The organism is Metaclostridioides mangenotii (genome assembly GCF_018917235.1).
In the GTDB taxonomy this organism is placed as follows: Bacteria; Bacillota; Clostridia; order Peptostreptococcales; family Peptostreptococcaceae; genus Metaclostridioides.
In genome coordinates, this window is sequence record NZ_JAHLOF010000004.1 from 143,259 (window position 1) to 158,749 (window position 15,491).

The following is a 15,491-nucleotide window of genomic DNA, read 5'->3' on the forward strand; positions in this document are numbered from 1 at the left end:
TATAATCTTTTTAGCACTCGTAGCTAGTGAGTGCTAACAGCTAGGGAGGTAACAAAGATGGATTTAAACGAAAGAAAACTTAATATCCTCAAAGCTATTGTTAAAGATTATATAGAAACAGCAGAGGCTGTAGGTTCTAGAAGTCTATCAAAGAGATATGATTTAGGAATCAGTGCTGCGACTATTAGAAACGAAATGGCTGATCTTGAGGAACAAGGATATCTTATTCAACCTCATACTTCTGCTGGGAGGGTGCCTTCCGAGAAGGCCTATAAATTGTATGTAAACTCACTTATGAGCAAGAGTGAGCTAAATAATAATGACAAAATACTGATTAAGCAGTGCATGGAGCATAATGTAAATCACATAAAAGAGTTGATACATGATACATCTAAGTTATTATCTACTCTTACTAATTATACAACGATAGCTGTTACAAGCAGCGCACCAAAGCATAGTGTTATTAGACATATTCAGTTAGTATCAATGGATGATAACAATATTTTGCTTATAGTAGTTACAGATAGAGGTGAGATTAAAAAATCTAATCTGACTACTAAGATGTATTTAGATCAATCTAAATTGAACTTGATTTCCGATAATCTTACAAGAAAACTTGGAGGTAAGGGTATCAAGGATTTAGATGAATCACTTATAAACTACATAAAATATGAGATAAGTGATTACTCAGCTCTTATTGATAAATTACTGCATGTTTTAAACTCCAACATGACAGATGAGGACTTTTCATTATCGTTGAATGGAGCCACTAATATATTTAACTATCCAGAGTTTAACGATATATTAAAAGCTAAATCATTCCTTAATATGATAGAGGAAAAAGATAATTTAGCTAGTATGATAAAATCGTCAGGGATTAAAAAGGATAATCTTAATATTGTAATTGGTAGCGACAATGATTTTGAAATGGCGAAGGATTGTAGTATTATTACAGCAACTTATAATGTTGATAATGATTTAGTAGGTAAAATTAGTTTTATTGGACCTACTAGAATGGATTACGCAAAAATTTACTCTATAATAAACTATATGAGTATTTTAATTGATAAAAGGTAAAAAAAATGAAGTTGAGAGGTGTATATCTTGGATAACAAAAAACAGCAACAAGATGAGGAAGTATTAGAAAAAGACGACTTAGTAGACAATAAGTCGGTAGATTCATCAACTGATAATGACACTGCCCAAAGTGAAGATACAGTAGAGGGTGATAATGTTACTGATATAAATTCAAAAATTGATGAAAAGAAGTTAAAAGATGAATTAGATGAACTAACAGATAATTATCAACGTCTTCAAGCTGAATATGCAAACTATAGAAGAAGAACTCAACAAGAAAAAGATTCTCTTTCATTGTTTGCAAATGAAAAGATTATGACTGAGTTAATTCCGGTTATAGACAGTATGGAAAGAGCATTAGATGCTTGTGAGGACAAAGATGATAGTATGTATAAAGGCATAGATTTGGTTCACAAACAGTTAATTGATACATTATCTAAACTAGGACTTGAACATATAGAAGCTTTAGATCAAGAGTTTGATCCAAATTATCATTTAGCAGTAATGCAAGAAAATGTTGAAGGTATAGAACCAAATAAGGTTGTAATGGAACTTCAAAAAGGATACAAACTAGGAGAGAAAGTAATAAGAGCTTCAATGGTAAAAGTGTCTTGCTAAATGCATTGTAGGTAAAATTATAATAAATAGTATACAAACTAAAGTATAAAATGTTAGTAAATCTATAAAAATACAATTATTAAAAGAAAATTCGATTAAAAAATATACAAGTATTTAAGGAGGATTTTAATCATGGCAAAAATAATAGGTATAGACTTAGGAACAACGAACTCTTGTGTAGCAGTATTAGAGGGTGGAGAAGCACAAATTATAGAAAATAGTGAAGGTATGAGAACTACGCCATCTGTAGTTGCATTCACTAAAGACGGTGAAAGAATTGTAGGTGAGCCTGCTAAGAGACAAGCAGTAACTAATGCAGATAAAACAATAACATCAATCAAAACTCATATGGGTACTGATTACAAAGTTGATATAGACGGAAAAAACTATACACCACAAGAAATATCAGCAATAATACTTCAAAAATTAAAGGCAGATGCGGAGAGTTACTTAGGAGATAAAGTTACTGAAGCAGTTATAACTGTACCAGCTTACTTTACAGATGCTCAAAGACAAGCTACTAAAGATGCTGGTAGAATAGCAGGATTAGAAGTTAAAAGAATTATAAACGAGCCAACTGCTGCAGCACTTGCTTATGGAATGGATAAATTAGATCAAGAGAAAAAAATATTAGTATTTGACTTAGGTGGAGGTACATTTGACATTTCTATACTTGAAATAGGAGACGGTACTTTCGAGGTATTGGCAACAGCTGGTAATAACAGACTTGGTGGAGATGATTTCGACCAAATAGTTATAGATTACTTAGCTGACGAATTCAAAAAAACAGAAGGTGTTGACTTAAGAAGCGATAAAATGGCTCTTCAAAGATTAAAAGAAGCAGCAGAAAAAGCTAAAAAAGAATTATCTTCAACTATGAGTACTAACATAAACTTACCATTTATAACAGCTACAGCTGAAGGACCAAAACACTTAAACTTAGACTTAACTAGAGCTAAATTTGAAGAATTAACAGCAGGATTAGTTGAAAAAACTATGGAACCAACTAAAACAGCTTTAAAAGACGCAGGTCTTTCTACAAGTGAAATAGATGATGTATTATTAGTTGGTGGTTCTACAAGAATACCAGCAGTACAAGACGCAGTTAAAAAATTCATAGGAAAAGACCCTCATAAAGGTATAAACCCAGATGAGTGTGTAGCAGCAGGTGCTTCTATACAAGCAGGTGTTTTAGCTGGAGATGTTAAAGATTTATTATTACTAGATGTTACTCCATTATCACTAGGTATCGAAACTATGGGTAATGTAATGACTAAAATAATAGAAAGAAATACTACAATACCAACTAAAAAATCACAAGTATTCTCAACTGCAGCGGATAACCAAACGGCTGTTGATATACACGTTCTTCAAGGTGAAAGAAGTATGTCTTACGATAATACAACTTTAGGAAGATTCCAATTAACTGATATACCACCAGCTCAAAGAGGTATACCTCAAATAGAAGTTACATTTGATATAGATGCTAACGGTATAGTTAATGTTAATGCTAAAGATTTAGGTACTGGAAAAGAGCAAAAAATAACTATAACTTCAAATACTAATTTATCAGAAGAAGAAATAGAGAAAAAAGTAAAAGAAGCTGAAATGAATGCTGAAGCTGATAAACTTAAAAAAGACAAAATAGAAGCAGTAAACCAAGCTGATTCTACAATTTATCAAACTGAAAAAACTTTAAAAGAAGTAGAAGACAAAATTAATGCTAATGACAAAGCTGATATAGAAAAAGCACTTGAAGATCTAAAAGCTGTAAAAGATAAAGAAGATGCTACAGCAGAACAAATAAAATCTGCTCTAGACGAAGTAATGAACAAATTCCAAAAAGTATCTCAAGAAATATACCAACAAGCAGCTCAGGAACAACAAGCTCAAGGTGGAGCTGATGAAGCTTCTGATGCTAATGAAGGTCCAAAAGATGACAATGTAGTAGATGCAGACTTCAAAGAAGTTGACGAAGATAAATAATAAAAATTATAATATAAATCTATAATCAATATAGATAGACAAGACATAAAGTAGATAATATAATATATCTATAAGTGAAATGTCAATATATTAAAAAGAATTACAATAGCTTGTAGCAACTTCTCTACAAGCTATTGTTTTGTAGACTAAGGTGGTGTGAAATTTGAGTACTAAAAGAGACTATTATGATGTATTGGGGGTTAGCAAAAGTGCTGATGCTCAAGAAATTAAAAAAGCATACAGAAAATTAGCTATGAAATACCATCCAGATAGAAATCCGGATGATAAAGATGCTGAAGAAAAATTTAAAGAGATAAATGAAGCTTATGAAGTTCTTTCTGATGAATCAAAGAGAAGCACTTATGACCAATTTGGACACGATGGATTAAATGGTCAAGGTGGATTCGGTGGTGGAGGCTTTGGCGGAGGTCAAGGCTTCGGAGGATTCGAAGATATATTTGGAGATATGTTTGGCGATATATTTGGCGGAGGAGGCTTTGGTGGAAGTGGACGCCAAAGAAGAGGACCTCAAAGAGGCGCTGATATAAGACAGGGTGTAACGATATCGTTTGAAGAGGCAGCATTCGGTAAAAAAACTTCAATTAAAATAAATAGAAGTGAAGGGTGTGACGCCTGTGGTGGAAGTGGTGCAAAACCAGGCACTTCTAAAAAGACATGTCCAACTTGTAACGGGGCCGGTCAAGTTAGAAGTGTTCAAAGGACTCCATTTGGAAATATAGCAAGTACTAGAACATGTAGTACTTGTGATGGTTCTGGTGAAGTTATTGATTCTCCATGTACAAAGTGTCATGGAAAAGGTAGTGTAAGAAAAACTAAGACTATAGAAGTAGATATACCAGCAGGTATAGACGATGGACAAATGATAAAACTTAGTGGTCAAGGTGAAGTAGGCGAAAAAGGAGCTCCAAGAGGAGATCTTTATATACTTGTTTCAGTAAAACCACATGATCTGTTTACAAGAGAAGGGAATGATATATACTTTGAGATGCCTATAACATTTGTTCAGGCAGCATTGGGAGATGAAATTGAAGTTCCTACTCTTGATGGTAAAGTTAAATATACTATTCCGGAGGGAACTCAAACAGGAACAGTATTCAGACTAAAAGAAAAAGGTATACCAAAAATTAGAGGGAACTCTAGAGGCGACCAGTATGTTAAAGTTGTCGTTGAAGTTCCTAAGAAATTAAACGAGACTCAAAAAGACCTTCTAAAACAATTCGCAGTAGAGTGCGGAAGCAATGTTCATGAGAAGAAGAGGAGTTTCGGGCAAAAGATAGAGGATATGTTTAAAAAAAAGTAAAAAAGCTGTTTTTTGGAAAAAATGGTTATCTCAGAAGTGATTTTTAATCTCTTCTGAGATTTTTTGTATTCTATTAATTTTTTTTATAGGAGATATTATAATTTAATCATTTTTAATAATATTATTATTTGTATGGACAAAACTATTAGCTAAATTAAAATAATTGTGGAATACAGTACAATATTATTTAATTGATTGTCACAATAATTTTATTTATGGTAAAATAAATACGTAAGATTTATAAAAAAAATTACAACAATCACACTCTTTAAAAGAAAAATTCGAAAAAATTTTAATATTTGTTTGATGAAAGTCCCATGTAATTATGGGACTTTTTTATATAATGTATTGACTGAGGAGGTTTTATGTATAATTTAGGAATTGATATCGGTGGTACTAATTTAAGGGCTGGTATAGTTGATACAAATGGTAAAATATTAGCTCGCTCTAGCAAAAAACTTGATGAAAATAAAAGTGTAGAAAAAATGATTTATGATATTGAAATTTTGTTAAGTGTTTTATTAAAAAATCTAAATATATCTAACTGTAACCTAAATTCAATAGGTGTAGGTATTCCAGGTATTGTAAAGAAGAATGGTTTAGTTAAGTGTATTAACTTAGGATGGAATGATAGTGACTTCATTGGAAAACTAAAAGAAAAAATGCCACTGCACAATTTTAAAGTTGAAAATGATGCTACTGCAGCAGCTTTAGGAGAAGCAAAATTTGGAAGTATGGCAAATAAATCTGTAGCAGTAATGTATACTATAGGAACAGGGGTAGGTGGTGGAATTATAGTAGATCAAAAGATATGCTCCGGAAGTCATAATATAGGTTCTGAAATAGGACATATAGTAGTTGGAGATAATTTTTATAATTGTAACTGCGGTAATAATGGATGCCTTGAAACATTTTGTTCAGCTACGGCAATAACAAATTATGTAAAAAATTGTATAAAAGATGGATATAATACCTCTATATATGATATTGTAGATGGTGATTTGAGTAAGATAAATGCAGAGATAGTTTTCACTGCGTACAGAATAAACGATGAATTGGCAGTAAATGCAGTAAAAAGATTTATAAAATATCTAAGTATCGGAATTGCTGGAATTGTAAATATACTTGATCCAGATGTAGTTTCGATTGGTGGAGGAGTTTCAAAGTCGAGTGATATATTTCTTCCTTTTTTGAAAGAAGAAGTTAGAAAGTATATTATATACAAGGATGAAGAGTTCTGCGATATTGTATGTGCAGCTTTAGGATCGGATGCAGGTATTATAGGTGCAGCATCTTTATGATTACTTTACTACATATTGGCATATAAAATACAAATTTACGAATACTAATATTAAAAAATATCTGGTTGTTTGTGTTATAATTAAGAATGGTAGAAAAATATTAAAGGACGGGAATTTTATGAAAAATTGGATTGAAATTGATATAAAAACATCTACAGAGGCTGTAGAAGCTGTTACAAATATACTATATGAAACTGGGGCAAATGGATCTATAATAGAAGATCCAAAGGACTTCTTATTTCAGGAGCATGATCCGCTAGATTGGGATTATGTTGATGAAGAGCTTATGACAAAAGGACATCAAGAGGATGTGGTTATAAAAACATATATATCAGAAGAAAAAAATATAACTGAGTTTGTAGAGATTATAAAGAATAGAATTTTATCATTGAGAGATTTTGGAATAGATATTGGAAAGGGAAGTATTGATTTAGGAAATGTAAATGAGGAAGACTGGGCTAATAATTGGAAGGCTTACTATAAACCTACAAAAGTTGGGGAAAAAGTAGTAGTTAAACCAACTTGGGAAGAGTATTCGCCAAACGAGGGAGATTTAATTATTGAACTTGATCCAGGTATGGCCTTTGGTACAGGAACTCATGAGACAACGAGTATGTGTATACAAGAGTTAGAAAAATATGTATCAAAAGATTCAACTGTATTTGATATTGGATGTGGAAGTGGAATACTTGCAATCGCTGCAGCAAAGTTAGGTGCGAGAGAAGTAGTTGCTGTTGATTTAGACGAGGTTGCAGTTACAGTATCGAAAGAAAATGTAGACAAAAATGAAGTAAAGGACAGTGTAAGAGTGCTTCATGGTAATCTAACAGAAGTAGTTGAGGGTAAAGCTGATATAGTTGTAGCAAATATAATTGCAGATATAATAGAAATACTAGCAAAAGATGTTGCAAATTTTATGAAAGACGATGCAGTGTTTATATCATCAGGGATAATACTTGCCAAGGTTGATGAAGTTAAAGAGTGTCTTATTGAAAATGGCTTTGATGTAATAACTGTTAATAGACAGGGTGAGTGGGCTGCAATTGTCTGTAAAAAGAATAACTAAGCGTTTATTATGTGTAATTAGGAGAATGATATGGATAGATTCTTTGTGGATAAAGAGTATATAAATTTAGAAGAGAAGACTTGTATAATGACTGGTGATGACGTAAAACATATTTCTAAGGTTTTAAGGGCTAGAATTGGTGATAAAGTTGAGATATGCGATAAAGAAAAAAGCGAGTATATATGCGAGATAGACGATATATCTAAAGATGAAATTACTCTTAATATTATAGAAAAGCTAGATGTAAACAGAGAGCCAAATGTCAAAGTTAGGCTTTATCAAGGACTACCGAAAGGAACTAAGATGGAGATGATACTTCAGAAATTGACAGAGGTAGGAGTAGATGAAATAGTACTAGTACAAAACAAAAGAAGTGTAGTAAAATTTGATAACAAAAAAGAAGAAAAAAAACTTGAGCGTTGGGAACGTATCATATATGAAGCTGCAAAACAGAGCAAAAGAGGAAAAATCCCTAAACTCAGAGGAGTTTTAAGTTTTAAAGAAGCTCTTAAAGATATGAAAGATAATAACATGAATATATGTCCTTATGAGAACGAAAAAACAGTGTCTATAAAGGATTCTATTAAAGGTAAAGATATAAATACTATCGGAATATTTGTAGGGCCTGAGGGCGGATTTGATGAAGAGGAAATAGAAAAGATACAGTCTATAGAAACAAAAGTAGTATCTTTGGGACCTAGAATTTTAAGAACAGAAACAGCATCTGTTGTAGCGACATCAATAGTTCTTTATGAGCTTAGTGATTTGGGAGGAGCAGTGTAAATTGAAAAAAGTAGCATTTTATACTTTAGGTTGTAAAGTAAATCAGTACGAAACAGAGGCAATGATCGAAATGTTCGAAAAAGATGGATACAAACACGTAAATAGCGAAGATTACGCCGATGTTTATGTTATAAATACATGCACAGTTACTCATATGAGTGATCGTAAATCTCGTCAATATATAAGAAGGGTTAAGAAGGTTAATCCAGATGCACTTATAGCTGTTGTGGGATGTTATTCTCAAGTATCGCCAGAAGAGATTTTAGATATTGACGAAGTTAACTTAGTAATGGGAACTAATGATAGAAGAAATATAGTAGAAGAGATCAAAAAACTAGATTTATCGAAAAAGATAAGTACAGTGGACGATATTATGAAAATAAAAGAGTTTGAAGAAATAGAGATAAGTCAAACTAATGATAAGACAAGAGCATTTATGAAAATACAAGATGGGTGTGATAGATACTGTTCTTACTGTATTATTCCCTATGCTAGAGGTAGAGTAAGAAGTAGAGATATAAAAAATATAGTTGAAGAGGCAGAAAATTTAGTTGATAGTGGTTATAAAGAGATAGTCTTAACTGGTATTCACGTTGCCTCATATGGTAAAGATTTGATTGATGATCAGTTAACTCTTTTAGATGTAATTAAAAAACTTAGCCAGATAGATGGTCTTGATAGAATAAGACTAAGTTCAGTTGAACCTATTTTATTTACAGATGAATTTGTAAATGAGATATCGACAAATAAAAAGCTTTGTCCTCACTATCATTTATCACTTCAAAGTGGTTGTGATGGGACTTTAAAGAGAATGAACAGAAGATATACAACAAGGGAGTATAAAGAGATTGTTGATAGGCTTAGAGAGAGAATACCAAATGTAGCTATTACTACAGATATAATAGTCGGATTCCCAGGAGAGACAGCGGAAGAATTTGAAATTACCTACAATTTTCTTAAGGAACTTGAACTCACACAAATGCACGTATTTAAATACTCTATTAGAAAAGGCACTCCGGCTGCAAATATGGAAGATCAAGTTGATCCTCAAATCAAACATGATAGAAGTGAAAAGCTTATTAATATGAGCAATGAGAACTTTAGAAAATATGCATCAAGATTTATAGGCAATGAACTTGAAGTTCTATTCGAAAAAAATTTAAGAGATAATATATATGAGGGTTTGACTACTAATTACATCAGAGTTTACGCTAAAAGTGACACGGATTTACAAGGGTTAATAAAAAAAGTGAAAATAATTGACGTAAATGATGATTTTGTTGAAGGAAATTTGATATAATATGTAGAATTACATTATTTACTAAAGGAGGTGTTTAGATGAGTTGTCTATTTTGTAAAATAGTCGAGGGAGAAATTCCATCAAATAAAGTATATGAAGATGATAAGGTACTAGCTTTTAATGATATAAACCCAGTTGCACCATACCATATACTTGTTATTCCTAAGGTTCATTACAATAGCATAACAGATATTTCTCAAAAAGATATGGAAATAGTTGCACATATTCATGTTGTGATAAATAAAATAGCTAGTGAATTAGGTTTTGATAAAAAAGGATTCAGAATAATAAACAATTGTGGGGACGATGGTGGTCAAGAAGTAAAACACCTACATTATCACGTTTTAGCAGGAAAGAAACTGCCACTTTATGAAGCTGAAGCTAAGTAATAAGAGAAGGTAAGAGAGAGCAAAAGAATTATTTGAGAATTTAAGTTTCTTCTTGATAAAAATACTTGATAAAAGTAAAATTTTAGTTTATAATAAACAAGGTGTTAGGTTGTAATGCAGATTATGCAAAATAACATGAGTTACAGTCCCAGCATAATTGCGCTATTGGAGGGAGGGAAAAAGAATGTCAGAAGTAAGAGTTAGAGAGAATGAATCACTTGACAGTGCTCTAAGAAGATTTAAGCGTCAGTGTGCAATGTCTGGCATAATGTCAGAGGTTAGAAAAAGAGAACATTACGATAAACCTAGTGTTAAGCGTAAAAAGAAAGCTGAAGCTGCTAGAAGAAAAAATACCAAAAAATAGTAAATTATAACAAAGAGGTGAGGGGAATGTCCCTTAAACAAAAGTTACAAGAAGATCTAAAATCTTCGATGAAAAACAAAGATACAGTGAGAAAATCTGTTGTGACTCTAATAAGAGCTTCAATTAAGCAATATGAAGTCGACAATCGTGTAGAACTTGATGACAATGGTATTATTGACATAGTTGCTAAGCAAATGAAACAACGTCGAGACTCGCTAGTTGAATTCAAAAAAGCTGAAAGAGAAGATTTGGTAGAGGAAACAGAAGCTGAAATCGAAGTTTTAAAAGAGTACCTACCTCAGCAATTAAGCGAAGAAGAAATAGAAGATATCGTTAAGACTACTATATCTGAAGTTGGAGCTACTTCAATTAAGGATATGGGAAAAGTAATGTCATCTATTCAACCTAAAGTAAAAGGAAGAGCAGATGGTAAACTAGTAAACGAATTGGTTAAGAAAAACCTACAATAGATTATTACAGCCTAGAGAGAAATCTCTAGGCTTTTTAGATTTTTAGAATAATAAATACTTTACTGTGCATATCTATAATCAAAGAAAAATTTGAAAGAAGGGGAAAAATTTGATTATATCAGTAAAGGAAATTAGAAATTTTTTAATAAACGTAGCAATAGCATTATTAGTAGGATATCTGAGCAGTGTACTAGTAAAGATAATAAGTGGATCAGATATGCAGATGCTTTATAGTGCTCTTACTAAACCTAGTTTTGCGCCACCTGGAATTATATTTCCTATAGTTTGGACAATTCTATACATTTTTATGGGTACATCATCTTATCTGATTTTAAGAAAAGGTAGTAATGTGCCTAGGGTTGTAGATGCTATGTTTTATTATGGACTTCAGCTAGGTCTAAACTTTACATGGAGTATACTTTTCTTTGGGTTTGGACTTAGATTTACGGCTATGATTTGTCTAGTACTTTTAATTGCAGTGGTTGTGATTATGATAATGAAGTTTTCAAGAATAAATAAAAAGGCTGGATATCTTAACTTAGTTCAGTTGATTTGGCTTGTTTATGCAGGATTTTTAAACTATTTTATATGGCTAATAAATAGCTAGATCGTGTACATATTTCGAAATTATCCCTTCAACTTTATAATATCATATTGATAAAAAAATAAACAGACTATTTAATGAATGTTTTATGAAGTATAATTATATTAATTTAGAAGGAGGTATGAATTGTTTATCTATCTAAATTAAGAATAAAATGTTGCAAGGCTTGAAGGGAGAGGTTTTTATGCAAATAACAGTATCTGCATTACAAATGAAAATGACGGATGGAATAAAAGGATACATAGAAGAAAAATTGAGTAAGTTGGAAAAATACCTTAGTCCTGAATCAGAAGTAAAAGTTAAAGTTAGTGCAAAAAAAGATAGACAAAAAGTTGAAGTAACAATAAACTCAGTTGGAGGTCAAATCATAAGAGCTGAAGACGTGGAAGAAGATTTGTACGCAGCGATAGATATTGTTTGTGATAAGTTAAATAGACAAATAGTAAAATTTAAAAATAAAGTTAAAGATAAAAAATATAATGGAGATAGTATTAGATTTGATAACTTAGACTTCTTAAATGAAGGAGAAGTTGACTACGAAGATGATTATGAAGATCAATATAGTAACTTGATTATTGAGAGAAGAAAGAAATTTGATATGAAACCTATGAGCCCAGAAGAAGCGATACTTCAAATGGAGTTGGTAGGACATAATTTTTATATATTTACTAATCAAGAGACATTTGAGATAAACGTAGTATATAAGAGAAAATCTAATGGATATGGCTTGATAGAGCAAGAGTAAATTTTAAAGTTAAAATTATTAATTATGTAAATCGAATAGAATAAAAAGCTGTACATTTAGCTATTTAGCTAAGTGTACAGCTTTTTATTTTGGTCATTTTATTAAAAAATTAATTTATTATATAAGAAAATTATTATTTATTATTTATCGTGAATAGATGTTCAATTTTTTTTATTTAAAGTTTAAAATCATCATAATTAAAGCGTTAAATCATAAAATGTATTAAGGAGGTAATGCCAATGTTAGATATTTCAGCAGATTTACAGGTAAATCAGCCAATAGTTACCATTACAGGTAGTACATTTATAAGTGTTGAAAACTATCTGTCTATAATAGAGTTTGAACAAAATACAATAAAGATTAAGACAAAGATAAAAACAGTGAAAATTACAGGGGATAAGCTTTCATTAAAATTTATAACTGACACAGAAATTGGCATTAAAGGTCTGATTTTTGGTGTTGAGCTGATCGATGATTAGGAGGGATAAAGATGCTGAGCTACATAAGAGGTTATTACACAATTATTGTAGAAGGAATAGGAATTGAGCAATTTTTAAATCACCTTAAAAGAAATGGAATTTGTGTATACGATGTAAAGAGGATAAAGAGTACAAGTCTTGAATTTAAAGTAGATAGGAGAGACTTGAAAAATGTTAAAGAGCTCTATAGAGGCAGCAATTTTGAAATAAAAGTTAAGCGAAAAACCGGCATTCCTTTTTTTGTAAAGAGAATTTATAAATATAAAGCGATGTGGATTTGTGCAATTATTTCATTGATAATATTAATGGGAACTTCTCAGTTTGTAACAGACGTATATATACAAACTCCAGAAGGAATTAAAAAAGAAGAGCTTAGAAAAGAGTTTAATAAAGCTGGGGTTAGACCGGGTGTGTATAAAAAGAGCATAGATAGAAAAGAAGTTAGAGATTATATAATGTCTAAATTCGATGATGTGGCGTATGTATCAATAAATGTAAAGGGAACAAACATATTTGTAACTGTAACCAAAAAAGCTGAGTCACTGAAATCAACAGATGATTCAAATTATTGTAATATAATTGCATTAAAAAATGGTATAATAGAGAAAGTAATACCAAGAAGTGGTAAGCAGGTTGTACAAAAAGGTGACATTGTGCAAAAGGGAGATGTACTACTCAATGGTTCAAATAATAGATCAATACCTGAAGTTTGGGCGAGCACTTTTTATGAATCTAAAAAAAGTGCTAATTACATAGATGTGAAAAAAACTAAGACAGGTGAAAAAAAGAAAGTTCGTACTTATATTTTTTACGACAAACAGATAACATTTAGGAAGAAAATAAATTTTAAAAATTATGTAGTTGAAAACTCAGAAAAGAAATTATCAATAGGAAATTATACATTTCCATTAAAAATAAAAACTAGCGTATTTTATGAGACTAAAGATGTAAAGGTCAAAAAAAATCAAAAGGAACTTAAAAACGAACTGTCAAAAAAAGCTTTAAAAGAACTAGAATATATGCTACCAGTGTCTGCAAGAATAGTAGATGTAAAACACAGTTATAAAATAAATAAGAGTGTTTTGGAATATGTTATTACAGTTCAGACAAGCGAAAATATAGCAAAAGTTTATCCACTTAGTAAGGCAGAGGCCGAAAAACTTATAAAAGAACAAACCAAACCAAAAGAAGGTGAAGAATTGCAGGAAGAAATTCCTTCCAATCCAGAAAAAAGACCTATTAATGACATAAGAAATGAGTTTGAAGAGCAAGATAATGAAAAGGATGATAATAATGATAATGCAGAAAATTAATTAATCCTTTAAAAGCTAAAAAACTATTATGGATATATTTAAGAAATATAGATCTTACACTAAATATTAAATTATAAATAAATTAACTACTTAAGGAGGAATTACTAGGTGATAATGCAGAAAAGTTTTGTAATTACAGACGCAAGATTTGAAAGAGAACTATTTGGCGATTTTGATGAAAATGTTAAGTTAATTGAGAAAACTTTAAATATAGATGTGATACTCAGAGAAGGTAATCTAACTTTAATTGGAGAAGAAAAAAATGTAGATTCAGCAATTAAGCTTATGAATGAGCTGCATAAAACAGTTTCTAATGGAAAAAAATTAGATAAACAAAGTGTGACTTATTCTCTTTCGTTGCTTCTAGAGGGAAGTGAAGGGAAATTAAAAGATCTTGAAGATACAATAGTCATCACTCAAAATGGAAAATCTGTTCAGCCTAAAACACTTGGTCAAAAAGAGTATATAAAGCTTATAGAGAATAATGACATTACATTTGGTGTTGGTCCAGCTGGAACAGGAAAAACATATTTAGCTGTTTCTATGGCTGTAAGAGCGTTTAAACGTGACGAAGTAAAGAGAATCATCCTAACAAGACCAGCAGTTGAAGCAGGAGAGAGTTTAGGCTTTTTACCAGGGGATTTAAAAGATAAAGTTGATCCATACTTAAGACCACTTTACGATGCATTATTTGAAATGTTAGGTGCTGAAAAATTTGCTAAATATCAAGAGAGAGGTACTATTGAAGTTGCTCCTCTGGCATATATGAGAGGTAGAACTTTAGATAATTCATTTATAATTCTTGATGAGGCACAAAATACTACACCAGAGCAAATGAAAATGTTTTTAACAAGACTAGGTTTTGGGTCTAAGGCTGTAGTAACAGGGGATATAACTCAAATTGACTTGCCAAATAAAAAGAAGAGTGGCTTACTTCAAGCTACTGATATTCTTAAAGATGTCAATGGGGTTGGTTCAATAATACTTTCAGAAAGAGATGTTGTAAGACATGAATTGGTTCAAAGAATTGTAAGAGCTTACGACAAATATGATAAAAAAGAAGAAGCAAAACTAGAACTTAAAAGACAAAGAGACAAAGAAAAATTTACTAGAAAAAAATAGATATTATAGTTTCTAAATATCGGCAAGATGGCAAGATAAAGTAATAAAAACTTAAAAACAATAGATTAACTAAAAAGCAGGTGTTGTAATGGAAATAATCTTAGAGAATAGACAAGATAAGATAAACTTAGATGATGAACTTATAGAAAAATTAAATGATACAATAATTGAATGTTTACATTATGAAGGATATGATGATGATTATGATGTGAGTTTATCGTTTGTAGACAATAAAGAAATAAGAGAATTAAACAATCAATTTAGAGGTATTGATAAGGAAACTGACGTGCTTTCATTTCCCTTATTAGATAATGATTTTGATGTAGAACTTGGTGAAGTATCATTGGGTGATATAGTTATATCATTAGAAAAAGCATTAGAACAAAGTATAGAGTATAACCACAGTATAGAGAGAGAAGTATGCTTTTTAGTATGCCATAGTATGTTTCACTTACTTGGATACGATCACGATACAGAAGAAAATACAAAAGAGATGAGACAAAAGGAAAAGGACATTCTTGGCAAATTAAATATAACGAGGGATTAATAAATT

At 31.0% G+C, this 15,491-nt stretch carries 17 protein-coding genes; all 17 read left to right on the forward strand.

Features of this window, described 5'->3' with window-relative positions:
* The first annotated feature begins 57 nt into the window (after positions 1 to 57).
* Positions 58 to 1,077 carry a heat-inducible transcriptional repressor HrcA gene (gene hrcA, locus KQI18_RS07830; protein ID WP_216467229.1) on the forward strand — a complete coding sequence of 340 codons (1,020 nt, stop codon included), beginning with the start codon at positions 58 to 60 and terminating at the stop codon, positions 1,075 to 1,077.
* Positions 1,078 to 1,104: 27 nt separating this feature from the next.
* Positions 1,105 to 1,695: a nucleotide exchange factor GrpE gene (grpE, locus tag KQI18_RS07835; RefSeq protein ID WP_216467230.1), complete on the forward strand. Its 591-nt coding sequence runs from the start codon at positions 1,105 to 1,107 to the stop codon at positions 1,693 to 1,695.
* 132 nt (positions 1,696 to 1,827) lie between these two features.
* Entirely contained in the window at positions 1,828 to 3,681 is a 1,854-nt protein-coding gene (gene dnaK, locus KQI18_RS07840; protein ID WP_216467231.1) for a molecular chaperone DnaK, read from the forward strand.
* 163 nt (positions 3,682 to 3,844) lie between these two features.
* Positions 3,845 to 5,002, forward strand: a complete 1,158-nt coding sequence (gene dnaJ, locus KQI18_RS07845) for a molecular chaperone DnaJ (RefSeq protein ID WP_216467232.1) — start codon at positions 3,845 to 3,847, stop codon at positions 5,000 to 5,002.
* 365 nt (positions 5,003 to 5,367) lie between these two features.
* Positions 5,368 to 6,303, forward strand: coding sequence for an ROK family protein (locus KQI18_RS07850; protein ID WP_216467233.1), 936 nt, complete (start codon positions 5,368 to 5,370; stop codon positions 6,301 to 6,303).
* Between the two features lie 118 nt (positions 6,304 to 6,421).
* On the forward strand, positions 6,422 to 7,369 hold the full coding sequence (gene prmA, locus KQI18_RS07855; protein WP_216467234.1) for a 50S ribosomal protein L11 methyltransferase: 948 nt from the start codon (positions 6,422 to 6,424) through the stop codon (positions 7,367 to 7,369).
* Positions 7,370 to 7,399: 30 nt separating this feature from the next.
* Positions 7,400 to 8,152: a 16S rRNA (uracil(1498)-N(3))-methyltransferase gene (locus KQI18_RS07860; RefSeq protein ID WP_216467235.1), complete on the forward strand. Its 753-nt coding sequence runs from the start codon at positions 7,400 to 7,402 to the stop codon at positions 8,150 to 8,152.
* A 1-nt stretch (position 8,153) separates the two neighbouring features.
* Complete coding sequence (gene mtaB, locus KQI18_RS07865; protein ID WP_216467236.1) at positions 8,154 to 9,452, forward strand: tRNA (N(6)-L-threonylcarbamoyladenosine(37)-C(2))-methylthiotransferase MtaB; 1,299 nt, start codon at positions 8,154 to 8,156, stop codon at positions 9,450 to 9,452.
* Positions 9,453 to 9,490: 38 nt separating this feature from the next.
* On the forward strand, positions 9,491 to 9,841 hold the full coding sequence (locus KQI18_RS07870; RefSeq protein ID WP_216467237.1) for a histidine triad nucleotide-binding protein: 351 nt from the start codon (positions 9,491 to 9,493) through the stop codon (positions 9,839 to 9,841).
* A 184-nt stretch (positions 9,842 to 10,025) separates the two neighbouring features.
* Entirely contained in the window at positions 10,026 to 10,205 is a 180-nt protein-coding gene (rpsU, locus tag KQI18_RS07875; RefSeq protein WP_024620438.1) for a 30S ribosomal protein S21, read from the forward strand.
* Between the two features lie 26 nt (positions 10,206 to 10,231).
* Positions 10,232 to 10,675: a GatB/YqeY domain-containing protein gene (locus tag KQI18_RS07880; protein WP_216467238.1), complete on the forward strand. Its 444-nt coding sequence runs from the start codon at positions 10,232 to 10,234 to the stop codon at positions 10,673 to 10,675.
* Between the two features lie 109 nt (positions 10,676 to 10,784).
* On the forward strand, positions 10,785 to 11,282 hold the full coding sequence (locus KQI18_RS07885) for a TspO/MBR family protein (RefSeq protein WP_216467239.1): 498 nt from the start codon (positions 10,785 to 10,787) through the stop codon (positions 11,280 to 11,282).
* A gap of 181 nt (positions 11,283 to 11,463) precedes the next feature.
* Positions 11,464 to 12,024 (forward strand): ribosome hibernation-promoting factor, HPF/YfiA family, encoded by a 561-nt coding sequence (hpf, locus tag KQI18_RS07890; RefSeq protein ID WP_216467240.1) that lies wholly within the window; start codon positions 11,464 to 11,466, stop codon positions 12,022 to 12,024.
* Positions 12,025 to 12,263: 239 nt separating this feature from the next.
* Positions 12,264 to 12,503: a YabP/YqfC family sporulation protein gene (locus KQI18_RS07895; RefSeq protein ID WP_216467241.1), complete on the forward strand. Its 240-nt coding sequence runs from the start codon at positions 12,264 to 12,266 to the stop codon at positions 12,501 to 12,503.
* Between the two features lie 11 nt (positions 12,504 to 12,514).
* Positions 12,515 to 13,816: a sporulation protein YqfD gene (gene yqfD, locus KQI18_RS07900; RefSeq protein ID WP_216467242.1), complete on the forward strand. Its 1,302-nt coding sequence runs from the start codon at positions 12,515 to 12,517 to the stop codon at positions 13,814 to 13,816.
* Positions 13,817 to 13,924: 108 nt separating this feature from the next.
* Positions 13,925 to 14,938 carry a PhoH family protein gene (locus KQI18_RS07905; protein ID WP_420330398.1) on the forward strand — a complete coding sequence of 338 codons (1,014 nt, stop codon included), beginning with the start codon at positions 13,925 to 13,927 and terminating at the stop codon, positions 14,936 to 14,938.
* Between the two features lie 88 nt (positions 14,939 to 15,026).
* Entirely contained in the window at positions 15,027 to 15,485 is a 459-nt protein-coding gene (ybeY, locus tag KQI18_RS07910; protein ID WP_216467243.1) for an rRNA maturation RNase YbeY, read from the forward strand.
* Positions 15,486 to 15,491: the final 6 nt, after the last annotated feature.